The 24001-nt window shown below is 44.2% G+C and carries 17 protein-coding genes and 1 pseudogene; 15 read left to right on the top strand and 3 right to left on the bottom strand.

The window, feature by feature from the left end:
- Positions 1 to 416 precede the first annotated feature (416 nt).
- Positions 417 to 1916 carry an acetyl-CoA carboxylase biotin carboxylase subunit gene (gene accC, locus ACFPIB_RS05690; protein ID WP_378016466.1) on the bottom strand — a complete coding sequence of 500 codons (1500 nt, stop codon included), beginning with the start codon at positions 1914 to 1916 and terminating at the stop codon, positions 417 to 419.
- A 192-nt stretch (positions 1917 to 2108) separates the two neighbouring features.
- On the opposite strand from accC, the gene ACFPIB_RS05695 reads away from it, so the two are divergent.
- Both ACFPIB_RS05695 and ACFPIB_RS05700 read left to right on the top strand, forming a co-directional pair.
- Positions 2109 to 3347 carry an aminotransferase class I/II-fold pyridoxal phosphate-dependent enzyme gene (locus ACFPIB_RS05695; protein ID WP_378016467.1) on the top strand — a complete coding sequence of 413 codons (1239 nt, stop codon included), beginning with the start codon at positions 2109 to 2111 and terminating at the stop codon, positions 3345 to 3347.
- 108 nt (positions 3348 to 3455) lie between these two features.
- Positions 3456 to 3632 (top strand): annotated as a pseudogene (locus tag ACFPIB_RS05700) (histone H1); the annotation flags it as partial.
- Positions 3633 to 3800: 168 nt separating this feature from the next.
- On the opposite strand, the gene tyrS reads toward ACFPIB_RS05700, so the two are convergent.
- Positions 3801 to 5105: a tyrosine--tRNA ligase gene (gene tyrS / locus ACFPIB_RS05705; protein ID WP_378016468.1), complete on the bottom strand. Its 1305-nt coding sequence runs from the start codon at positions 5103 to 5105 to the stop codon at positions 3801 to 3803.
- Between the two features lie 954 nt (positions 5106 to 6059).
- Between tyrS and holA the strand changes: the two genes are divergently transcribed.
- From holA to ACFPIB_RS05765, 12 genes are all read left to right on the top strand, one after another.
- Positions 6060 to 7109, top strand: a complete 1050-nt coding sequence (gene holA / locus ACFPIB_RS05710; protein WP_378016469.1) for a DNA polymerase III subunit delta — start codon at positions 6060 to 6062, stop codon at positions 7107 to 7109.
- 358 nt (positions 7110 to 7467) lie between these two features.
- Positions 7468 to 9747 (top strand): TonB-dependent receptor, encoded by a 2280-nt coding sequence (locus tag ACFPIB_RS05715; RefSeq protein ID WP_378016470.1) that lies wholly within the window; start codon positions 7468 to 7470, stop codon positions 9745 to 9747.
- Between the two features lies 1 nt (position 9748).
- On the top strand, positions 9749 to 12832 hold the full coding sequence (locus ACFPIB_RS05720) for a tetratricopeptide repeat protein (protein WP_378016471.1): 3084 nt from the start codon (positions 9749 to 9751) through the stop codon (positions 12830 to 12832).
- Positions 12829 to 14559 (top strand): TonB-dependent receptor, encoded by a 1731-nt coding sequence (locus ACFPIB_RS05725; RefSeq protein ID WP_378016472.1) that lies wholly within the window; start codon positions 12829 to 12831, stop codon positions 14557 to 14559. Before ACFPIB_RS05720 ends, ACFPIB_RS05725 begins: the two co-directional genes overlap by 4 nt.
- An 8-nt stretch (positions 14560 to 14567) precedes the next feature.
- A complete protein-coding gene (locus tag ACFPIB_RS05730) occupies positions 14568 to 15860 on the top strand; it encodes an HU domain-containing protein (protein WP_378016473.1) in 1293 nt (430 codons plus the stop codon).
- A 1-nt stretch (position 15861) separates the two neighbouring features.
- The gene (locus tag ACFPIB_RS05735; RefSeq protein ID WP_378016474.1) at positions 15862 to 16563 is read left to right on the top strand and encodes a MotA/TolQ/ExbB proton channel family protein; all 702 of its coding nucleotides are present in this window, start codon (positions 15862 to 15864) and stop codon (positions 16561 to 16563) included.
- A gap of 187 nt (positions 16564 to 16750) precedes the next feature.
- Positions 16751 to 17155 (top strand): ExbD/TolR family protein, encoded by a 405-nt coding sequence (locus ACFPIB_RS05740; protein WP_200505633.1) that lies wholly within the window; start codon positions 16751 to 16753, stop codon positions 17153 to 17155.
- Between the two features lie 4 nt (positions 17156 to 17159).
- The gene (locus tag ACFPIB_RS05745) at positions 17160 to 18029 is read left to right on the top strand and encodes a hypothetical protein (protein WP_378016475.1); all 870 of its coding nucleotides are present in this window, start codon (positions 17160 to 17162) and stop codon (positions 18027 to 18029) included.
- Between the two features lie 65 nt (positions 18030 to 18094).
- Positions 18095 to 18517 carry an energy transducer TonB gene (locus ACFPIB_RS05750; RefSeq protein ID WP_378016476.1) on the top strand — a complete coding sequence of 141 codons (423 nt, stop codon included), beginning with the start codon at positions 18095 to 18097 and terminating at the stop codon, positions 18515 to 18517.
- Between the two features lie 113 nt (positions 18518 to 18630).
- Positions 18631 to 19941, top strand: coding sequence for a bifunctional folylpolyglutamate synthase/dihydrofolate synthase (locus ACFPIB_RS05755; RefSeq protein ID WP_378016477.1), 1311 nt, complete (start codon positions 18631 to 18633; stop codon positions 19939 to 19941).
- A gap of 1 nt (position 19942) precedes the next feature.
- On the top strand, positions 19943 to 20602 hold the full coding sequence (gene trmB, locus ACFPIB_RS05760) for a tRNA (guanosine(46)-N7)-methyltransferase TrmB (protein ID WP_378016478.1): 660 nt from the start codon (positions 19943 to 19945) through the stop codon (positions 20600 to 20602).
- A gap of 191 nt (positions 20603 to 20793) precedes the next feature.
- Positions 20794 to 21849, top strand: coding sequence for a bile acid:sodium symporter family protein (locus ACFPIB_RS05765; protein WP_378016479.1), 1056 nt, complete (start codon positions 20794 to 20796; stop codon positions 21847 to 21849).
- Between the two features lie 170 nt (positions 21850 to 22019).
- Here the strand turns inward: ACFPIB_RS05765 and trpF are convergent, their stop codons facing one another.
- Entirely contained in the window at positions 22020 to 22640 is a 621-nt protein-coding gene (gene trpF / locus ACFPIB_RS05770) for a phosphoribosylanthranilate isomerase (RefSeq protein ID WP_378016480.1), read from the bottom strand.
- 249 nt (positions 22641 to 22889) lie between these two features.
- Between trpF and mnmA the strand changes: the two genes are divergently transcribed.
- Complete coding sequence (gene mnmA, locus ACFPIB_RS05775; protein ID WP_378016481.1) at positions 22890 to 23996, top strand: tRNA 2-thiouridine(34) synthase MnmA; 1107 nt, start codon at positions 22890 to 22892, stop codon at positions 23994 to 23996.
- Positions 23997 to 24001 lie beyond the last annotated feature (5 nt).

Below are 24001 nucleotides of genomic sequence, written 5' to 3' on the forward strand. Positions count from 1 at the left end.
TGAAACAGTTTTTTCCTGTAGAGACGTAATACTTTACGTCTCCTTTTGAGGCATTATAGCGTTCAGGTTTAAAGCAGGTTCATGGCTTAAATTAAATCTGATAATTGGTCGCAATGCTGTGAAAGACGTAAAGTATTACGTCTCTACAGTGGCGCAGATAATTAGCCTGACAGAGCCTGACAGCCATTGTGAAAACACCACTAACGACGTCTAATTTCAGTAGCGTTGGGTTAAACCCTGTGCTACTGGTTTAAATAAAATCCAAAAAGCCAGCGATATCTATTTCGCAGGCTTTTACTTTTTCAGCTCAAAACCCTACCGTTTTCTATAAAAAAACCTGTGAGGTTTTTTAAAACCTCACAGGTTTGAATTTCACTACAACTTCAGACTTTTTCAGTCTAAAACCCTACCGTTTTTTAGTTCAGGCGGTTCTTTTTCCAGTTTGAAGTGGCTACAGCAGAAGCTTTGACATTCGTTTTTACGTCGGGTTTTTTCTTGTCCATGAGCATGGCAGCAAGAGCAGCGGCAATTTCAACTTCATCTTGTTTGGTTTGCTCTTTCAAAACTTCCGGTGTGAAATAGCGCTCAATAAATTTAGTATCGAAGTTGCCGGAAATAAAAGCTTCGTGGGTTAAAACGAATTTACCGAATGGGAGCGTGGTTTCGATGCCGGTGATCTTGTATTCATCAATAGCGCGAAGCATTTTTTCGATGGCTTCCTGGCGGTCTTTGCCGAAGGTTACTAGTTTGGCAATCATCGGGTCGTAGTAGATCGGAATTTCCATGCCTTCTTCAAAACCATCGTCTACGCGCACGCCCAAGCCTTGCGGACGTTTATATTGCGCCAGTTTTCCAATATCAGGCAGGAAGTTATTTTTCGGATCTTCGGCATAAACGCGGAGCTCTAAAGAATGGCCGTTAATTTTCAGATCTTCCTGTTTAAAGGAAAGCGCTTCACCTTCGGCAATTTTGATCTGCTCTTTAACCAGGTCAAGACCGGTAATTTGTTCGGTAACCGGGTGCTCAACCTGCAGGCGCGTGTTCATTTCCAGGAAGTAGAAATTCTTGTCTTCATCCATCAGGAATTCTACCGTTCCGGCGCCGTAATAAGAGCAGGCTTTGGCTACATCTACTGCAGCTTTACCCATTGCTTCGCGGATTTCCGGGGTTAAAATGGCTGATGGCGCTTCTTCGATTACTTTCTGGTGGCGGCGCTGGATAGAACATTCGCGCTCGAATAAATGCACAATGTTGCCGTGCGTATCGCCCAAAACCTGGATCTCGATGTGGCGCGGCGAACCTACGTATTTCTCAATGAAAACGGCGCCATCGCCGAACGCAGAAATGGCTTCGGAAACGGCGGTGCGCATTTGTTCTTCAAAGCTTTCTTCGTCGTTTACAATGCGCATGCCTTTGCCACCACCACCGGCGCTGGCTTTGATAAGAATAGGGAAACCAATATTTGCAGCAATTTTCTTGGCTGCAGCAATATCGGTAATGGCTTCGGCGGTGCCGGGTACCATGGGAATGTTGTAATTGGCCACGGCGGCTTTGGCGGCCAGTTTGCTACCCATTAAAGTAATGGCTTCCGGAGAAGGACCGATGAAGATCAGACCGGCGGCTTTTACCATTTCGGCAAAATTGGCATTTTCAGAAAGGAAACCGTAACCCGGGTGAATGGCATCTACACCAAGCTGCTTGCAAACTTCAATAATTTTATCGCCGCGCAGGTACGAATCGGCAGATTTTGGTCCGCCCAGGCAAACGGCTTCGTCTGCGAAGCGCACGTGCAGCGCCTGGCGGTCGGCTTCGGAATAAACCGCTACCGTTTTAATGCCCATTTCTTTGGCCGAACGCATTACGCGCAAGGCAATTTCGCCACGATTGGCCACTAAAATTTTTCTGATTTTAGTCATGCTCTATTAAAATAAAAACTCAGTTCTGAATGAAGTTTCAAAGAAACGGTATTCTTTTCAAAGTAAAAAGTAAAGCCTTGTATTAAGGTTGGAAATAGCTAAGATATAAGTTAAATTTGCGCAACAATTTGCCATACAAGCGTTCGCCTGTATTTTATTACCTGATTTCCAACATTTTAACCTGTATAAGCAGTGGATATTTTTGAAAAGTTAGCGGCTAACCGCGGTCCTTTAGGCAGTCACTCTCATTATGCACACGGTTATTTTACCTTCCCGAAACTGGAGGGCGAAATTGCACCCCGCATGAAATTCCGCGGAAAGGAAGTTTTAACATGGAGTTTAAATAACTACCTGGGTTTGGCTAACCACCCGGAAGTACGCAAAGTAGATGCAGAAGCAGCAGCACAATATGGTATGGCTACTCCAATGGGCGCCCGTATCATGTCCGGAAATACCAATCATCACGAAAAACTGGAAGAAGAATTAGCCGAATTTGTGCAGAAACCTGCCGGTTTATTATTGAATTTTGGCTACCAGGGCGTACTTTCTATTATCGATTCGCTTTGCAACCGCCACGATGTAATTGTTTACGATGCGGAATCGCACGCCTGTATTATAGATGGTCTGCGTTTACACCAGGGCAAACGTTATGTTTATCAGCACAACGATATTGAAAGCCTTGAGAAACAATTGGTACGCGCTACGAAACTGGCCAACGAAAATGGCGGTGGCGTTCTGGTTATTACCGAAGGTGTATTTGGTATGAGCGGTAACCTAGGCGCCCTGCGCGAAATTGTTGCCCTGAAAGATAAATATGAGTTCCGTTTATTTGTGGACGATGCCCACGGTTTTGGTACCATGGGTAAAACCGGTGCCGGTACCGGCGAGCATTTAGGTGTACAGGATGGCATTGACGTTTACTTCTCTACGTTTGCAAAATCGATGGCTTCTATCGGTGCGTTTGTGGCCGGTGAAGAATACGTGATCGATTACCTGCGCTACAACATGCGTTCGCAGATCTTTGCAAAATCTTTGCCGATGCCGTTGGTAATTGGTGCGCAGAAACGCCTGGAATTATTGAAAACCCAGCCGGAACTGAAAGACCAGTTATGGACCATCGTAAATGCGCTGCAAAGTGGCTTACGCGAAAAAGGGTTCAACATTGGTACCACTACTTCACCGGTTACGCCGGTATTACTGGCCGGACAAATTCCGGATGCAACCCAGTTAACGCTTGATTTAAGAGAGAATTTCAATATTTTCTGTTCTATTGTAGTGTACCCGGTTGTACCAAAAGACGTGATCATGCTGCGTTTAATTCCTACGGCTGCACACACGTTAGACGACGTAAAAGAGACGATCGATGCGTTCGAGAAAATTGCAGCAAAACTAGATAAAGGTCTGTACTCGAAGCCTGCGGTAGCGGTCTAAAATAATTTGCTCATTTTTGAAAAAAAAAGTGCCTTATTTGCTTGTATTCATAATATTTGTATATTAGAGCAATCAAATATTAATGTTTAACCAATAACAAACGCACTAATGAGCAAGAACAATTTTGGCCAAGTAAGAGACCTGATCATGGGTTTAGAAGCTGATTTCGAGAAATTCTACGATAAGCAAAATTCTGCTGCCGGTACTCGTGTACGTAAAGGCATGCAAGACCTGAAAAACATGGCTCAGGAGATCAGAAAAGAGGTTCAGGATATGAAAAACAGCGCTGCTGGTACTGCTGCTGCTCCTGCTGCAAAAGCGAAAGCTGCTCCTAAAAAAGCTGCTGCTCCGGCTGCTAAAGGCGGTAAAAAGTAATCATCCTCTTACCTCATCAAACAAAAAAGGCGGTTTCGAAAGAAACCGCCTTTTTTGCGTTAAATGGCTTTGTTAAGCTTAATTCACAGAAATCAGGAAATAATTTTTCTTTCCTTTCTGAACCACTAAATATTTATTCTGAAGCAATTCGTAGTTTAAAGCGGCTTCGGCGTTTTGTACTTTTTCGCGATTGATGCTTACGCCGTTGTCGGCTATCATACGCTTGGCTTCGCCTTTGCTTTTAAAAATAATGCCGTTTGAAGCCGTAGCCAACAGGTCGCTTACGGTTGGAGTTGCTTCGTAATCGGCGCGGGAAATTGCAATTTGCGGCACGCCTTCAAAAACCGAAAGCAAAGTCGCTTCATTCAGGCTTTTCAGTGTATTGATATCGCCTTTGCCGAATAAAACTTCCGAAGCATCTACGGCTGCCTGGTAATCTAAAGAAGAATGCACGCGGGTGGTTACATCTTTGGCCAGGGCTTTCTGTAAGATTCTTAAATGCGGCGCTTCTTTGTGTTCGGCTGTGATCTGTTCGATCTCTTCCTTGGAAAGCAGGGTGTAAACCTTGATCAGTTTTTCGGCTTCTTCGTCAGATAAGTTTAGCCAGAACTGGTAGAATTTGTAGGGCGAAGTCATTTCCGGATCGAGCCAGATGTTGCCGCCTTCCGATTTTCCGAATTTAGTACCGTCGGATTTGGTAACCAGGTTGCCGGTAAGCGCAAAAGCTTTGCCGCCGTCCATTCTGCGGATCAGTTCGGTGCCGGTGGTGATGTTGCCCCACTGGTCGGAAGCGCCCATTTGCAGTTTTACTCCTTTATTTTTGTACAAATGGAAAAAGTCGTAGCCCTGCAAAAGCTGGTAAGTAAACTCGGTGTAGGAGAGGCCGGAAGCCGGACCATCTTCTTCACTGGCCGTGATGCGTTTCTTCACCGAATCTTTGGCCATCATGTAGTTCACGGTTAAGTGCTTGCCTACGTCGCGGAGGAAACCGAGGAAAGAAAAATCCTTGAACCAGTCATAATTGTTTACCATTTCGGCGGCATTTTTTCCGGCTTCAAAATCGAGGAATTTCTCGAGTTGTTTCCGGATGCCTTCCTGGTTGGCGCGCAGGGTTTCTTCGTTCAGGAAGCTGCGTTCGGCGGCTTTGCCGCTTGGGTCGCCGATCATGCCGGTGGCGCCGCCCACGAGTGCCATTGGTTTGTGGCCGGCGCGCTGCAAATGCACCAGCAACATAATGGTAGCCAGGTTTCCAATGTGCAGCGATTCGGCGGTCGGGTCGAAGCCGATGTAGCCGGTTACCATTTCGCTTTTCAGTAATTCATCGGTGCCGGGCATGGCGTCGAAATACATGCCGCGCCATTTTAATTCTTCTATAAAATCCATTTTTTTGAGATTATTCGATTGTTCGATTTTCGATTGTTCGACTTTTTGGGCGCAAAACCATATCATTTTGGCCCAAGTTCGAACGTAATTATCCGGCAAAGATATTAGTCTTCGCTTGTTCCTTCATTATAGTTCCGGTAATTTTGTTGGAGGTTGAGTTTTTGAAGGGGAAAGGATAGCGTTTTGGGTGGACAAAAAATGATAAATGAAAATAAATCTACTGTTTCTTTCTTAGAGTATTTGAAGGCATTAGTAATAAAATACTTTAGAAGTGTTACAGTTCGTGTTTATCTTCCAATTCTAGTAGCTGCCTTTATTTATACAATCTATGATGAAGGTTTAGATTTTGCGTTGGAATACTTCTTTTTTGCCATTTTATTATTTTTTTCTAATTTATCTTTATTCTAAAATTTATCTTCTTATTTTTTATAAACAAGGCTCAAAAAATAACTGGATTCTAAACAGTATTCTCATTTTTATTTTAGCTTTTATCTCATTCTTTTTAATGGAATTGAAGCAAATTGGATACTTAGTTATTATGAGTTTGGCCGTTTTTATTATTGCAACAGGAGCTATATTTTTAGGTAACCTTTTAAGGAAGTTTTTTTAAGTTTATCATTTAAACTAAACTACGGTATCCTTTTCAGCCCAAAAACTGAGACAATCAACAAGTGATGGATAATAATCTTCTTTTAGCTTTAACTTTGATTAAAGTTTTGGTAATTCTAATAGGTTTAGGATTGACCTTATGGGTACTGATAAGGGGAATTATGAACAAGGAACTCAATTGGAAAAATAAAGCATTGAAATATTTTTTCTTTACCTGGTTGATAGTAATCATTCTTTCAATAATTGACTTTGGGATCGCTTAGTAGTTATTAGTTTAAGATCAAAAACGATATCCTTTTCCGCCCAAAAACTCAAACAATCAACAATTAACAATCAGCAATTTAAATGGCCGCTCTTACCGCCGACGAAATATTACAGAAGTTAAAGCAAAACCAATACGCGCCGGTTTATTTCCTGCAGGGCGAAGAACCGTATTACATCGATCTGATCTCGGATTACATCGAGAAAAATGCGCTTTCCGAGATGGATAAGGGTTTCAACCAGGTGGTGCTGTACGGCAAAGATACAGATGTGCTGACCATTCTGAGCCAGGCTAAACGCTACCCGATGATGGCCGAACGCAGCGTGGTAATTGTAAAAGAAGCGCAAAGCATTCCGGATATTGAAAAGGAAAACGGTATTAAAGCGCTGGAAGCTTATTTGCAGAATCCGCTGCCGAGTACCGTGCTGGTGTTTGCATTCAAGCATAAAAGCCTGGATGGCCGCAAGTCGCTGAGCAAAACCATGAGCAAGCACGCGGTAATGCTCACCACCAAAAAGCTCTACGACAACCAGATCCCGGCCTGGATCAACAATTACATCAAAGATAAAAAGCTGCAGATCTCGCCCAAAGCGGTGCAAATGCTGGCCGAATACATTGGCGCCGATCTTTCGCGGCAGGCCAATGAAATCGATAAGCTGACCATTAATTTAAAAGAAGGGCAGACGATCGATGAAAAACTGGTGCAGGAAAACATCGGGATCAGCAAGGATTACAATATTTTTGAGCTGCAGTCGGCTTTGATCATGGGCGATGCTTTGAAAGCGAACCGCATCATCAATTATTTCGAAGCCAACCCGAAAGCCAACCCGGTTATTCCGAATTTAAGTTTACTTTTTGGGTTTTTCAATAAAGTGCTTACGGGTTTCTTTGCCGAAGATAAATCGGATGCCGGCATTGCCAAAGCGCTGGGTGTGAGTCCGTTTTTTGCGAAAGATTATCTGAACGCGATGCGAACCTTCGGTTATCCGCGCACGAAACAGATCATTCATTTTATTCGCGTAGCCGATCTGCAAAGCAAAGGAATTGAAGGCGGAAATATGTCTGATGCCGATATTCTGAAAGAACTGGTTTTTAAAATTCTGCATCCGGTGCCGGAAGTTCAGGAAATTTAAGGTTAAACCTCACAGGTCTCTAAGGCCTGTGAGGTTTTTTGTTTCCGACTTTTTCAGACCAAAAGCATATCGTTTTTAAAAGATAATGTAGCGTAGGGTTTAAACCCTACGCTACATTATTAACTTTTTAAGCACCAAACCATAGCATTTTTCGAATCAAACCTCACAGGTTTCTGAAACCTGTGAGGTTTTTGTTACTGACTTTTTTAGCCCGAACCCCTACCGTTTTTGCTGGAAATTATTCATTTGAAATAACATTGGAGCAGAGTTGTCCGGAAGCGGGCAATTTCAGGAAAACGACTATTTAACCGCTGAGCTTTCAGAGATTTTATTAATTTTGATTTTTAAACCTGAAGTGATGCTTACCAAAAACGTTTACGTTAGACTGCTTTTTCTGCTTTGTTTATTCAGTGGTCCTGCCGCCTGGGCCCAAACTGCCGAAGTCCGTGGATTTCTTTACAATGAAAAGAACGGGGAACCCATAATTTACAGTAACGTGTTGCTTTTTAGCGGCAGTAAACTGGTGCAAGGCGCTCAAACCGATGTAAACGGTTACTTTTCAATAACCCGTATTCAGCCAGGTAGTTACATGCTCGTACCGCGCGCATTAGGCTTCGATTCGCTGCAAATGCCAGTTACCCTGAAAGCCGGTGAAATCAAAACCCAGAAACTTTACCTGAAAGCAGGTGATGTGATTTTGAAGGAAGTGCAGGTAAGCGCCAGTAAAGCCGAGAAAAAAACGACCGTAAACGTGGCAGTAGAAAAGATCACGCCGCGCGAAATTACCTCGTTGCCAAGCATTGGCGGTGAACCCGATCTGGCTCAGTACCTGCAAACCGTTCCCGGCGTAGTTTCTACCGGCGACCAGGGCGGTCAGCTTTACATTCGGGGTGGTACGCCGATCCAGACGTTATTCCTGATGGATGGTATGATCATTTACAACCCGTTTCACAGCATTGGTTTATTCTCCGTTTTCGATACCGATATTCTACGCAACGTAGAAGTTTATACCGGTGGTTTTAACGCCGAATATGGCGGCCGTACTTCAGCCGTAATGGACGTAACCACCCGCGATGGTAACCGGAAAAAATTCGGCGGCGTGTTTTCGGCCAATCCGTTCACTTCTAAATTGGTGCTGGAAGGTCCGTTCTCGAAACCGAAAGACGGCGTGAGCAATTCTTCCTTCATTCTGAGCGGCCGGACTTCTTACCTGGAGCAGACTTCCAAATCTCTGTACAGCTACGCCGATTCTTCCGGTTTGCCTTACAATTTTACCGATCTCTACGGCAAAGTTTCTTTTAATTCGAAGAATGGCAACAAAATGAACGTATTCGGTTTCAATTTTAACGACCGGGTAAACCTGGCGCAGAACTCTGCGGTTGACTGGGATTCTTATGGTTTTGGTACCGATTTTATCGTACTTCCTTCTTCGGCGTCCATGATGATTCATGGTTTGTTTGCTTATTCGAATTACGATATTGCCATTTCTGAACCGAGCGGCCAGCCGCGTAACAGCAAAATAAACGGTTTCAATTTAGGCCTCGACTTTACTTACTTCATTAACCAGAACGAGCTGAAATATGGTATTTCGGTAATTGGTAATAAAACGGACTTTGTAGCCGAAACGCCAACCGGCGTAGCCCTTAACGAAGAACAGAACAATACCGAAATGGCCGGTTTTGTAAAATACCGCCTGGTTAAAGATCTTTTTGTGCTCGAGCCAAGTTTCCGCCTGCATTATTACGCTTCGTTGGCGCAGCTTTCGCCAGAGCCGCGTTTGGGTTTTAAATACAATATTTCTGAAAAATTACGTTTCAAATTTGCCGGTGGCTTTTTTAGCCAGAACTTTTTATCTACCCGTTCCGACCGCGACGTCGTGAATTTGTTTGCCGGTTTCTTATCGTCGCCGGAATCGTTGAAAGATGCTGAGGGTAACGCGGTTGCGAATCCGTTGCAGAAGTCGCGCCACGCCATGTTTGGCCTGGAATACGACCTTACGCAAAGAATAACCGTAAACGTGGAGCCTTACGTGAAAGACTTCAACCAATTGGTGAACATAAACAGTAACCGGATCTTTGCCGAAGATGCGCCTTACCTGGTGGAGACCGGTTTTGCAAAAGGTATAGATTTTGCAGTGAAATATGAAGGCAGCAACGCAATGCTTCAGGCCGCCTATTCGTTAGCCAAAGTAGATCGCACCTTCGGGAAAGCTACTTACCCAACGAACTACGACCGCCGCCACAATGCCAATATTTTAGGAACTTACATGTTTGGCGAAGAAAAAGCTTTTGAAGTAAGTGCCCGCTGGAATTTAGGTTCCGGTTTCCCGTTCACGCCAACGCAGGGCTTTTATGAGCGCAACCTGAACGGCGGCATCGATACCGATATTACTACCGAAAACGGTGAACTTGGTATTCTGTACGGCGAAATAAACTCAAAACGACTGCCTTATTACCACCGGCTCGATATTTCGGCCAAACGCACTTTTAAGCTCAAAAACGCTACCGTTTTAGAGATCAATGCTGATATTGTGAATGTTTACAACCGCAAAAATATTTTTTACTTCGACCGGGTTACTTCGCAGCGCGTGGACCAGTTGCCAATTCTGCCAAGTGTAGGTTTAAGATTAAAATTCTAATATGAAGTTATACCAGAAAATTGTCCTTTCGTCGGCTTTATTGGGTGGCGCCGCACCGTTTGCCGAAGCGCAGCACAACCAGGTTTTTACCAACGACGAACGCTACATGCATGAAGGCCTGGAGCTTTTCGACCGTGAAAAATATGGCGCTGCCCAACAGGCTTTTGCTAAATATATCAGCCTGATCGGCGACGACAGTAAAACCATAGATGCGCAGTATTATTATGCCGTAAGTGGTCTGTACCTGCTTCACCCGGATGCCGAAAAACTGATCCTGAATTTTGCCACCAAATATCCGACTCACCCGAAAGCCGGCCTTGCATATTACCAGTTAGGTTTATTTTATTTCGATAAAAAGAACTACAACAAGGTGATCGAGTACCTGGAGAAAGTACCGAAGGAGAACCTGGATGAAGAGCAAAAACACGAAGCAGAATTTAAACAGGCTTACGCGTATTTTGCCGAAAAAAAATTCGATAAAGCCAAGCCCTTGTTCGACCGCAATAAAGGGGGTGCGCGCAAATATTCTTACGCTTCAAGCTATTATGCAGGCTATATTGCTTTGCGCAATGGCGATTATGCCAGTGCAAAGACCGACCTGCGTATGGCTGAGCAAAACGAGGCTTACCGCACGGTAGTACCTTATTTACTCACCCAGATTCTTTACAAAGAGGGTAATCTGGATGAAGTGATTGCTTACGGCGAGAAAGTGCTGGGTCAGAAACCGGTTCCGCAAAATGCCGATGAGATTGAGCTTTTGATCGGTGACGCTTATTTTAAAAAGAACGATTATAAGAACGCCGCCAAATATTTTAACGCTTACGCCAAAGGCCGGAAAAATATAGAGAACGGCGTGCAGTATAAGATCGCGTATGCCAATTACAAGACCGAAGATTTTAAAGCGGCCATCGTAAACTTTAAGGATGTTGCTTTACAAAAAGATTCGCTGGGGCAGAATGCGGCGTACCATTTAGGTTTGAGCTACCTGAAAGACAACAACAAACAATATGCGTTAACGGCTTTTAACCAGGCCCGCATCCAGGAATTCGATAAACCGGTAACCGAGGCGGCATCTATAAAATACGCGCAGCTCAATTACGAAACCGGCAATTTCAGGGAAGTGATCAACTCGCTTTCCGATTTCAATAAGAAATTCCCGAACTCGAAAATGGGGGATGAGGCCGATGATATTCTGAGCGAATCTTTCCTGAACTCGAATAATTACCTGGAAGCGATCCGCTATATCGAGAAGCTCAATAACCGTTCTTCCCGGATCAATGCCACGTACCAGCGCGTAACGTATTACCAGGCGGTAAATTATTTCAACGATAGTAAATTCCAGGAAGCGGTTGCGTTGCTCGATAAATCGCTGGAACATAATTATGACCCTGAGATCCGCGCGGCCAGCTATTTTCTGAAAGGCGAAGCGTATTCTATAGCTCAGCGGTGGGACGATGCCTCCAATAGTTACGCAGCTGTTTTTAGAACGAGCAATGCCAACAAAACCGATTATTACGTGAAGTCGCGTTACGGTATCGGGTATGCGTACTACAACAATAAGCAATACGATAAAGCGCAAACGCACTTTAAAGCGTACATCAACGATAATTCGGTACGCGATAATAACCCGAACCTGATGGATGCCACCATGCGTCTGGGAGATACTTATTACGTGGAGAAAGATTATAAGCAGGCCCTGAATCTATACGATAAAGTGCTGGCTTCCAATTCGCCGGATAAAGATTACGTGTATTTTCAGAAAGGTGTAGTGCTGGGTTTAATGGGCCGAAAAGAAGAGGCTGCCAAAAACCTGCAATCGTTGGTTAATAATTTCCCGAAATCACGCTATGCCGACGATGCTACGTATCAGAAAGCGGTGCTTGATTTTGAGAACGGAAATTATGCGCCGGCCATTTCCGGTTTTACAAACCTGATCGATAACCGTCCGCAAAGCTCCCTGATCCCTAACGCGATCCAGAAACGGGGCGTGGCTTACGTGAACCTCCGGAAATACGACGAAGCGATTGCCGACTTTAAAAAGGTGCTCGATAGTTATCCGAATTCCAAGGTGGCCAACAGCACGCTTTATTCGTTGCAGGAAGCGCTGAATTCGCAAAACCGCAGCGATGAATTTGATGCTTACCTGGCCAAGTTCAAAACGGCAAATCCGGCCAGCGAAGCTTTGGAAAGTGTTGAGTTTGAATCGGCTAAAAACATGTACTTCAAGGAGAACTATAAGCAGGCCATTCCGAAATTTGAAGCTTACCTGAAATCGTATGGCAACAGCGTTTTAGCCGTAGATGCCCGTTATTTCCTGGCTGATTCTTACCTGCGGACCGGCGATAAAGCAACTGCCCTGAAGAAATTGAAAGAAGTGGTTGCCGAAAACCGGACCGAGTACATGAGCAAAGCCATTGCTAAAGTAGCCGACCTGGAATTCGAAAATAAGAACTACAGCGAATCGTTGAAATATTACAGCCGTCTGCGCGATATTTCTTCGAGCCGCCGCGAACAGGCAAACGCTATGCTTGGCATGCTGAAAAGTTATTACCAGGCTACCGATTATGAGAACACCCGCAAAGTTGCCAACGACCTGTTGAACACAGGTAATGCGACCTTAAATGCTACCAACACTGCTTTGCTTTATAAAGGAAAAGCAAGTTACGCGCAGGGCAATATGGAAAATGCCTTAACCGAACTGAAAGCAGCTTTAACCGCAACTGACGAAAACGGAGCGGAAGCCCAATACCTGATCGCGGAAATTCTGAATAAGCAGAAACGCTATAAAGAATCTACCGATGCGGCTTATAAAATGACGGAAAACTATGCGAACTACGAATATTGGTTAGGCCGCGCGTTCATTATTATTGCTGATAACTATGCGGCGCAGGGCGAGAATTTCCAGGCGCGTGCTACGCTTAATTCCATTATCGAGAATTCTCCTTTTAAAGAAGTGCAGGATCTGGCCAAAGCCCGTTTAGCCGCATTAGATAATGCCGCAAAACCAGCCGAAGAGCCAAAAGGTAAGAACAACAAGAACAACAAGCAGAATTTAAACGCGACGGAAGGAGACTCGATCCGATGAAAAATACTTTTAAAATAACTGGTATAGCCATGTTGCTGGCTTTTGGGCCGATAGCAGGTTTTCAGGCGTTTGCACAAAAAGGCTGGAACAACGATGGAAAGCTGGAAAGTACGGAAATTGTGGTGGAGAAAAACCGCGTAATTGAATTGCCGGAAGCCAGCCGTAACTACGAAAAATTCCGCATCGATCCGCCGGAAAAGAAAACGAACAAAGTTACTTACCGCTTCAACGATTATAAACTGCCCGATCAGGATGTGAACTTATCGGTTCGGGTACTTACTATCCGTCAGGAAGATCTGCCGAAGCTGTATGGAAACTATGTAAAAGCCGGATTTGGTAAATATTCTACACCGTATTTAAAAGGTTATTTCCATAATAAACGCGACGACAAAGCTGCTTTCGGCGGTAATATCAGCCACGTTTCTTCCAATGGTCCGGTTGAGAATTCAGATGTGAGCAACACGGAAATTGGCGCGCATGGCGAAAGCTACATGGGTAATTTTACCCTTGGCGGCAGAGCAAATTACGAGCGCGACGGCTATAATTTTTATGGTTATAACCGCAATTTAGTACCGGAAGGAAAAACTCGTTTAGATGAGCAGGGTTTTAACCGGATCGGGGCAGAAGCTTACCTGAATAACCTGCTGGAGGCAAATGCTAAAATGCAGTATAAATTAGGTGGCGGCATTAAATATTTCTCCGACGATTACGATGCTTCGGAATTCGATGGATTTGCCAACCTGAACCTGGATTATTATTTAAGCAAAACTTCGCGGGTAAATCTGTTTTCCGATTTTTCTTACATTTCCTATAACGATGTAAACAAAGTTTCGCGTCCGTACTTCCGTATCCGCCCGAGCTACCAGCTGGATATGGACAAACTCGATATTTCAGTAGGAGCGATGCTGGCTTATGCGGATGATAATATTGAGAATGGCGATAAGCTGAATTTCTACCCGGCAGTGCGCGTTGGTTTCGAAGCCATAGAAAGTAAACTGATCCTGTTTGGTGGTTTGGGTGGAGATCTGCAACGCGTTACGGTTAATGATCTGACCCGCGAAAACCCATGGCTGAGTTCAAGCTTTAATTTCGCAGGCCCGGATTCGATCCAGGCTCCTGCCCGTTTAGGACTGGATGTACGGAATACCGATAAGCAGATCGAAATTTACGGAGGCGTTACCGGTAGCCTGGCCAGCAATGTGCAGTTTACTGCAAAAGTTTCATACCAGAACCTGAAAAACCTATATTATTTTAATCACTCCATCCTCGATTCTTCGCGGTTTGTGCTGCAATACGACGATGAAGCAACCTCGCTGCTGAATTTTTACGGTGAAGTGGTTTACAACCGGGCCGATAAAACTCGTTTCGGTTTGAAGATGGATTATAACAATTACAGCGGCCTGAATTTGCTGGAACAGCCTTTTTACCGCCCGAGCATGATAACCAGTGTTTTCGGAAGTTATAATCTTTACGATAAGATTCTGTTTAACGCCGAACTTTACTATATTGGCAGTAGTTTCGGAAAGATCCAACGCGGTTTAGGCAGTGCTGCAATTTTAGAATCTGATAAAATAGTAGACCTGAACCTGAAAGTAGATTATAGAATCTCGGAAAAATTTTCAACATTTGTGATGCTGAATAACGTTTTGGGCAAGAAATACGAACGTTTCGTAAACTACCCGACCAAAGGTTTTAACGTGATCGGCGGCATAACTTACACATTCTAAAGCTTTTTATGGTTCTCAAACAGATCCAGGATTTACTACACGACCACGATTGCGTGATCATTCCCGATTTCGGAGGCTTGATCGCGCAGTATGCTTCGGCAAAAATTCACCCGGTAAAACATACGTTTACGCCGCCGAGCAAAAAAATTGCCTTTAACGAAAAACTGCAACACAACGATGGTTTGCTGATCAGCAATCTGGCGCAGCACCTGCGGGTTTCTGCTCCGGAAGCACAGCAAATGGTGGCGCAGTTTGTAGGCAATATTCAAAGCGAACTGGCGCAAAATAAACGATTCGAATTACAGGGCATCGGAATTTTTCGTTACAACGCGGAGCAGAAACTCGAGTTTGAATATCTGGAAGCTGAAAATTACTATGCCCATAGTTTTGGCTTGCCAGAATTGGTAGCGCGTCCGGTAATTGCCGAAGAAGCTGCTGCTTTGCGGGCTGTTCGTCAGAAAGTTACCCCGAAACCGGTTCCGGCCGGCAAAAAAGGTTTATCTGCTTTTGCGCGCAAATATGGTACTGTTGCAGCCACGGTGTTAACCGGTGGTTTAACGGTGGCCATGGTTTACTACGTATCGCTGAATTCCGAATATAATTTAAGTTCACTGAACCCGGTTGCTTTATTCCAGCAGAAAACGCAAACGCAAGCCCCGGAAACGGTAGCATTTTCGGAAGAAAAAGTGGCGGAAGCCTTTACTCAGCAACTCGAAACCTTGCCGGTAACGCCGGAAGAGGAATCGGTAGCTGCCTTAGAAGCAGATTACGACAATACGGTTTCTAATATTGAAGCTGTTGCCGCCCCGGAACCTGTTGCTTTAAAACCGTTGCCAACCCGCCAGGTAAACCTGAACGAGAAAGCAGAAAACGCTATGGAAACGGCTGCTAAAACTGCCGAACCAAAAGCAGAAATTAAAACCGCAGTTGCCAAAAACGAAATTAAAGCTGAGCCAAAAGCTGCAATTGCGAAGGCAGAAGTAAAAACGGTATCAAAACCAGCTGAAAAAGTAGTAACGAAAGCGGAAGCAAAAATAAATTCTGAAACTGCTGCAATTAAAAAAGCTACCGGCCGTTATTTCATCATTTCCGGCGGTTTTAGTTCCCTGGAAAATGCTGAGCGCAGCAAAAAACAACTTGCTGCCAAAGGCGCCGAACAAGCTGAAGTGATGCTGCCAAACGGCATGAGTAAGCTGCACCGCGTTTCGGTGGCCGAGTTCGATAATATGGAAACGGCTGCGGCCAAACTCCCGGAACTGCGCAAAAAATACGGAAATGCTCTCTGGATACTTAACTATTAACATGAACCCGATTCTCTTACAGATTACCACGCTTACTGCCGACACGGCAGCGAATATTCCATCTGCGGCCCCGGTAACCGGCGCCGATTCCGGCCTTTCCGTTTTCGACCTGATCGTGAAAGGCGGCTGGGTTATGGCTCCGATCTTTTTGATGAGCATTATTGCGATCTACATTATGGTGGAACGCTACATTGCTATTAAAAAAGCTTTGCCAGATCCGGAACCGTTTATGCAGGCCGTAAAAACGCAGGTTATTCAGGGCGACCTGAACGGTGCGAAAATGTTGTGCGCCAAAACCAACACGCCAATAGCTCGCATGATCGAAAAAGGTATCCGCCGCATCGGGAATCCGTTAAAAGACATCGAAACTTCGATCGAGAACGTTGGTAAACTCGAAATTACCAAACTGGAAAAGAACATTAACGTGCTGGGTATTATTGCCGGTATCGCACCTATGCTTGGTTTCGTAGGTACGATCATCGGGGTAATTAAAATTTTCTACGCCATTTCTGCCACCGGCGATTTCGGTATTGCACAGATCTCCGGCGGTCTTTACACCAAAATGGTAACTTCCGCGGCCGGCCTTATTGTAGGTATGATCGCGCACATCGGCTACCACTACTTAAGCCTGATGGTAGAACGTGTGGTTTTCAAAATGGAAAATTACGCTGTAGAATTTACCGATCTTCTGCAGGATAATTAAAATGAATGTGCTAGTTATTTAATGTGCTGATGTGCTCATTGAATAATTAGAAAAAGAAGGTGCTGATATTGGTAGAAAATACTGGTATTAGCACTTTCAATTTTAAAAATAAAGTTAAATCGTTCGTTTTTGTTTAAGAGATCTGCTGATCTTGAAAGACGAATAACGGACAACGAACAACGAAAATATGGATTTTAGCCGCAGACGTAAAATTTCGTCGCACGTAGAAACGGGCTCCATGAACGACATCATGTTCTTCCTGATGCTGTTCTTCCTGATCGTTTCTACCATGGTAAACCCGAACGTGATCAAGCTAATGCTGCCCAATGCTAAATCTGATGTGCAGATGGTGAAGCAGCCGGTTACGGTTAGTGTAAATGCCGCAGGCGAGTATTTTGTAGATAAACAACCCGTTTCGCCGGAAAATTTAGAATCAGCTTTGGCGCAGGCAGTGAACGGAATTGATCAGCCAACCGTTGTATTACGAGTGGATGCATCGCTGAACGTACAAAAGCTGGTGGACATCCTTGAAATCGGCAATAAGCTGAAAGTAAAAATGGTAATGGCCACACAGGCTGAAAAGGGACAATAAAATTATGTTAGCTTCAAAAGAAAATGATTACCGGAATTATGGCCTGATAGGTACTGTGGTTTTTCACGGCGCGCTGCTGGCTATATTTCTCCTGATGGTTTTCAAAGGCCCGAACCCGCCGCTGGAAGGTGGCTCCGGTATTGAGCTGAATTATGGGGTAATTGGGGAAGAAGGTTTTGGTGACGTGCAAACTACGGCTCCGGCCAACGAATCGCCAAATAAAGAAGACAGTCGTCCGGCAGCTGAAGCTCCGGAAGTAAAACCTCAGCAACAGGTTGTAGCCCAAAAAGCTGTAGAAGCAACACCTGATCGCGTGGTAACCGGCGTAGAAGAAACCGGCGTAAATGTGAAGGAAGTTGAAAAACCAAATAAAGTAGAAGAGAAGAAGGAAGAAGTGAAAGCGGTAGAAAAACCGAAATCGCTTTATCCGGGCAAATCTACGGCGCAAAATGGTGCCAACGGCAAAGCCGGCAGCAGCAACGAAGCAACCGGCAACAACAACGGCGACCGTCCGGGCAAAGTGGGTGACCAGGGAAATCCGGAAGGAACGTTAGATGCGAAAGCGCTTTATGGTAAACCAGGCAAAGGTGGCCCCGGCAACGGCGGTAGCTTAAACATGCCAGGTTGGGCTTTCGATCGTCCGCCAAAACCAAACGATAATTCCAACGAAAGCGGCCGTATTGTTTTCGATATTAAAGTTGATGAAGACGGTTCAATTACGCGCTGCGAAGTGCGGGAAAGCAACGTTTCTCCGGCTTTAACCAAACTTTACCGCGATGCCGTTTTTAAATCTTCATTGAGCCCGACCAACGCCAGTGGTGTTGCTAGTACCGGTGCCAGCGGAACAGTAACGTTTATTATCAGCGCCCGATAATTTGATTTTTAGAAAATTTAAATGAAAAGCCTGTCTGCGGACGGGCTTTTTGTTAATTTTATCTCATGAAATTTATTGTTCTTTGCATTGGTTTGGTAATTTGTGCTTGCAATTTTTCCTTTGGACAACAACAAGGAAACTTGAAAATACTGAATCATCAACAGCCTTCAGACTCATTATATAACGTTTTAGAACAAACAGTTGAAGGGACAAATAGGGGAGGTTTGAATGTTTCTGGATGGATATTCGACCGTCCTCCAAGACCAAATGATACAAGTACTGAAAGTGGTAAAATCATATTTGAAATAAGTGTTAATAAAGAAGGAAAAATTATAGCGTGTAAGGCTTTGGAAAGTTCGGTTTCAAAGAACTTGATGAGACTTTATAGAGATGCAGTTGTGAAATCCAGATTAAAACCTTCAACTCCAGGTTTTAAGCCTGAAGCCAGTGCAACCGGAACAGTTACCTTCATTATTAAATCCCAATAATTTTTCAGAGATATTTAAAGCCTATCCATCGGATGGGCTTTTTTATTTTCCTTCGACTTTTTTACCTCAAAACCATAGCGTTTTGCACGGATAAGCTTAATTTTACACCGGTTTTGAAAATACCTTCCCCCATGACTTACGAAGAATGTCTGGAATATATGTATGAGCAGTTGCCGATGTTTCACCGCATCGGCAATGCTGCTTTTAATAAAAGCCTCGATAATATTCTGGCGCTTTGCGAAGCGCTGGATAATCCGCAGCACAAATTTAAAAGTGTGCATGTGGCGGGTACGAATGGCAAAGGCAGCAGCTCCAATATGCTGGCGGCTATTTTGCAGAATTCGGGATACAAAACCGGGCTTTACACTTCCCCGCATCTCAAAGATTTTACCGAACGCATCCGCATAAACGGACTTCAGATACCGAAGGAAAAGGTGGTTCAATTTGTGGAGCAGCATAAAGAGCTGTTCGCCAAAATTCAACCTTCCTTTTTTGAAATGACCGTAGCGCTTGCTTTCGAGCATTTTGTAGAAGAAGAAGTAGATATAGCGGTAATTGAAGTGGGTTTAGGTGGAAGGCTCGATTCAACCAACATCATTACCCCGGAAGTTTGCCTGATTACGAATATCAGTTTCGATCATCAGAGTATTTTGGGCGAAACGTTGCAGGAAATTGCAGCCGAAAAAGCGGGCATTATTAAAGAAAATGTTCCGGTAATTATCAGCCAGACGCAGGCGGAAACGGTAGCAGTTTTCGAGGAAAAAGCCAGGGAAATGCATGCGCCGATCGTATTTGCGGATAAGCACCTTGACGTAATAAATCCGGACGTGAACATGGATGCGCGCATTTTTGATGTGTATAAAGGCGACATGGTATTTTTATCGAATCTGGAACTGGGTTTACTGGGTAGTTACCAGGAATTCAACTTACCGGGCGTGCTCATGACGGTGGAAGAGCTTCGGAAAAAAGGCTACGATATTTCGGAATATAATATCCGGGAAGGTTTAAAATATGTGGAGGAAATAACCGGTTTTAAAGGCCGTTGGCAGGTGCTGCAGGAAAATCCACTCATGATCTGCGATACGGGGCACAATGAAGCTGGTATGAAAGCAGTGCTGGCTCAGATCGAACGACTGAATTTGCCTAAAGTGCATTTCGTTTTTGGCGCGGTAAATGACAAAGATATTACGAAGATCCTGCAATTACTGCCCAGCGAATTTACGTATTATTTCTGCCAGGCAAATATTCCGCGGGCTTTACTGGTGGACGATCTGTTTAAGCAAGCAAAAAGTACCGGTCTTTCCGGACAAAAATATAATTCCGTAATGGAAGCTGTGCATGCGGCTAAAGCGACAGCAAAAGAGAACGAATTAATTTTTATTGGCGGCAGCACCTTTGTGGTAGCCGAAGTGGACGATTTATAAAATGGGTAGAAGTAAACTTCAGAAATTCCAGGTAATTGGCGAGCGCGAAAACGTAGTAGAACCTGGTAAGGAAAATTTCAAGCAATTAAAAGGTCGTTGGGCCGAAGATTTTTTTGAAAATAACCACGAGTTGGTGTTGGAAATTGGCTGCGGCAAAGGCGATTATACAGTTGGCATGGCGCAGCTTTTTCCGGATAAGAATTTTATTGGCGTAGATATTAAAGGCGCAAGGCTTTGGAAAGGCAGTTCGCTAGCGGAAGAAATGGAACTGACGAACGTTGGTTTTCTGCGCACGTTCATTGAAGAAATTACCGACCATTTTGCCGATAATGAAGTTAGTGAACTTTGGGTTACTTTCCCTGATCCGCGCCCGCGTTTGGGGGAAGAAAAGAAACGCTTAACTTCGCCGCGCTTCATGAATATGTACAAACAAATGGTGAAACCAGGTGGCATCATTCATTTCAAAACCGATAACCTGGAATTGTTCGATTATACGCTGGAAATTCTGCAAAAGAATAACGAAAATAACCTGATATTCACACACGATCTGTATAATTCTGATTTGCAGGATCATACTTTGGGAATTCAAACAACTTACGAACGCAAGTTTTTGGGCGAAGGCATTCCGATTAAATACCTGCAGTTTGAAGTGGTGAAATAATTTATGAATGATTAATTACTAATGAATAATGATTAATGATTGATAATGCTTTGCTGATTATCCATTAATTATTCATAATTAATCATTAAAAATAAGGTCCGGTTTAGGCTGGACTTTTTGCTTTCAAAACGGTACCGTTTTTAACCGAAAAACTCGGAAAACGGTAAGTGCTTTTAAATTGAAACACACTGATGCAAAATTCCAATCCCCGAATTGATCCCGATCCGGTTGATAAGCAGATCACGTTTTTTCAGAAAACGCTGAAGCTGGCTGGGCGTGCCGGGCTCGATCCGTTCATTCTGATCCTGGCCTGCGTAATTATTCTGGCAAATTTCTGGCCGGAACCGGGCATTCAGGAAGGACCTTTTTCACTGGCGGAACTGGCTAATTACGGCGTTTCGTTCATTTTCTTTTTCTACGGCCTGCGGCAGGAGCCCGAAAAGCTTAAAGCCGGATTAAGTAACTGGAAACTGCATTTGCTCATTCATTTCACTACTTTTTTGCTTTTTCCGTTGCTGGCTTTACTCGGTAAAACGCTGTTCGAAACGCCTGATTCTGAAGTGCTATGGCTGGGTATTTTCTTTCAGGCAACGCTGCCATCTACGGTTTCTTCGGCGGTAGTTATGGTTTCGATTGCGGGCGGGAATATTCCGGCAGCCATTTTTAATGCAAGTATCAGCAGTATGATCGGAGTTTTTATTACGCCGGTTTGGATGGGTTTATTCCTGAATTCGGCTTCGGAAAGTTTTGATCTGAGCCAGGTTTTTATCAAGCTAATCATCCAGGTAATTATTCCGGTTTTTCTGGGAATTTTGCTGCATCGTAAATTAGGGAAGATTGCTGAAAAGTACCGCAAGCAAATGCGCTATTTCGACCAGACCATTATCCTTATGATCGTTTATACCTCTTTCAGCGAATCGTTTTCCCGAAACATGTTTGCCGGCTTTAAGATCTGGGACGTAATTTTGCTGAGTTTAGGATTAATAGGTTTTTTCGTACTGGTACTTTTTATTGTAAACCTCATTTCCAAAGCGCTGCATTTTAACCGCGAAGACAAAATTACGGCCATGTTCTGCGGCTCTAAAAAATCGCTGGTGCACGGAACGGTAATGGCGAAGGTGCTTTTCGTGAATTCCGTAAATACCGGTATTATACTGCTGCCCGTTATGCTTTACCACACGCTGCAAATGGTAGTTGCCAGCATCCTTGCCAAGAAAATGGCAAGGGAATTAGATGAAAAACGGTAGGTTTTTAGACCTAAAAACCTGAAAATATGGTATCGGCAAAAAACGCCAACAAAGCCAGGTTTTTGTAGAGACGCAATACTTTGCGTCTTTTTCACAAGAGTTTCTCTGTTTATAAAATGTAATTTTTTTCGAATTTAGTAAGACGCAAAGTATTGCATCTCTACAAATTTCTACTCTTCCAGCGCTTCGAAAATTTCTTCCAGTTCGTCAAAGGTTTTCAGGCCGGGACGGATTTCGTCGGAGCCCTGCATGCCGATGCCATACGGGTTTATATTTTCCAGAATGTAATTCAGGTTGTTTTTTTCTACGCCAAAACCGATTATCACTTTGTTAAGTTTTGCTACGTCGCTTAATAAGCGGCAATTGGTGTCATCAATCGTAGTGAAATCGTTGGAGTAAACCAGGAAGCAATCTACATCGGCGTGATACAGATCGAGCATTTCCAGTAACTCCGTTTCGATGGTATCTTTATTGATAAAAACTTTCTGGATTACCGGTTTTTCGATTTTCTGAATTTCGTTTATCAGGTAAGTTTTGTTCAGCTGAATGTAATCGAGGTTCAGGTTGAAGGCTTTTTCGTTTATTTCAGTAGCATCTGCTTCATCAAATTCGCCCACCAGCTGAATTCCGGAAATCCAACCCGTAATCTCCTTGAACGCATCTTCGGTAATATGGCCTGAAACGGCGGAATCGAGGGGAAATCCCATCATATCGGCGCCCATGCCGGCACAATAACGGGCATCGCTTAAATTGTTGACGCTATTTACGAGCACGGTAGTTTTTAAAGCCATAACGCTACGGTTTTTCGGGTTGCTGAAATAATGCTCAAAGTAAGTAGCTTTTTTCGGCTTCCGCCACTTTTTTCTCTCAAAAGTATATCGTTTTACCGGAAAGATGCCCGAATTGGAAATTAATCTGTCGGAAATTCGTTTACTTAATTACGAAGAGCAACTCTGCAAAATTGCTATATTGAAAGGGCTTTGTTGTATCTTTGTAGCTTAACCATTTTAAAGAGGGCTTTCAACCCTTATTTCGATTAAATGAGTACCAAAGGAAGAGTATTAGTAGCCATGAGCGGCGGCATAGACAGCTCCGTGGCAGCCGTAATGTTGCACGAGCAAGGTTACGAAGTTGTGGGCATGACCATGAAAACCTGGGATTACGCATCTTCAGGAGGCAGCAAAAAAGAAACCGGCTGCTGCAGTTTAGATTCTATAAACGATGCGCGGAATATTGCCGTGCAACTCGGTTTTCCGCATTACATCATCGACATCCGCGAAGAATTCGGCGATTATGTAATAAATCATTTTACCGATGAATATTTGGCCGGCCGCACACCAAACCCTTGCGTTTTGTGCAATACGCACATTAAATGGGATTCTTTGCTGCGCCGCGCCGATAAACTAGGCTGCGATTTTATTGCCACCGGTCATTATGCTAACGTGCGTGAAGAGAACGGCCGTTACGTGATTTCCAAAGGTTTAGATGAAAACAAAGATCAATCTTATGCTTTATGGGGAATTTCGCAGGAAAGTCTGGCGCGCACAATTTTCCCGTTAGGTAATTTACATAAATCTGAAATTCGCGCATTTGCCTTGGAACGTGGTTTCCACGAACTCGTGCAGAAACCGGAAAGCTACGAGATCTGCTTTATTCCGGACAACGATTACCGTGGTTTCCTGAAACGCAGAGTTCCGGAATTGGCGGAGCAGGTTGCAGGCGGCGAATTTGTGATGGAAGACGGTAGAGTAGTGGGCAAACACGAAGGTTATCCGTTCTACACCGTTGGTCAACGGAAAGGTTTAGGCATTGCGTTGGGCTTCCCGGCATTCGTTACGCGCATCGAAAAGGAAACAAATCGCGTAATATTGGGCAACTACGACGATCTGGCGAAAAACGGGACCACCATCGGCAAACTGAACATGGTAAAATACGCGAACTTACACGATAAGCCAACCGCCACCGTTACCAAAGTACGCTACAACGATTCCGGAACCGAAGCCATTATCGAACAGTTCGGCGATAAAATGAAAGTGCATTTCCTGAGCGGCGTGCATGCTATTGCGCCGGGCCAGGCAGCCGTATTTTACGAAGGCAACGACGTAATCGGCGGCGGCTGGATCGAGACGAGTTACCACATTCAATAAGAAAA

The sequence above is a fragment of the Adhaeribacter terreus genome, assembly GCF_042657365.1.
GTDB lineage: Bacteria > Bacteroidota > Bacteroidia > Cytophagales > Hymenobacteraceae > Adhaeribacter_A > Adhaeribacter_A terreus.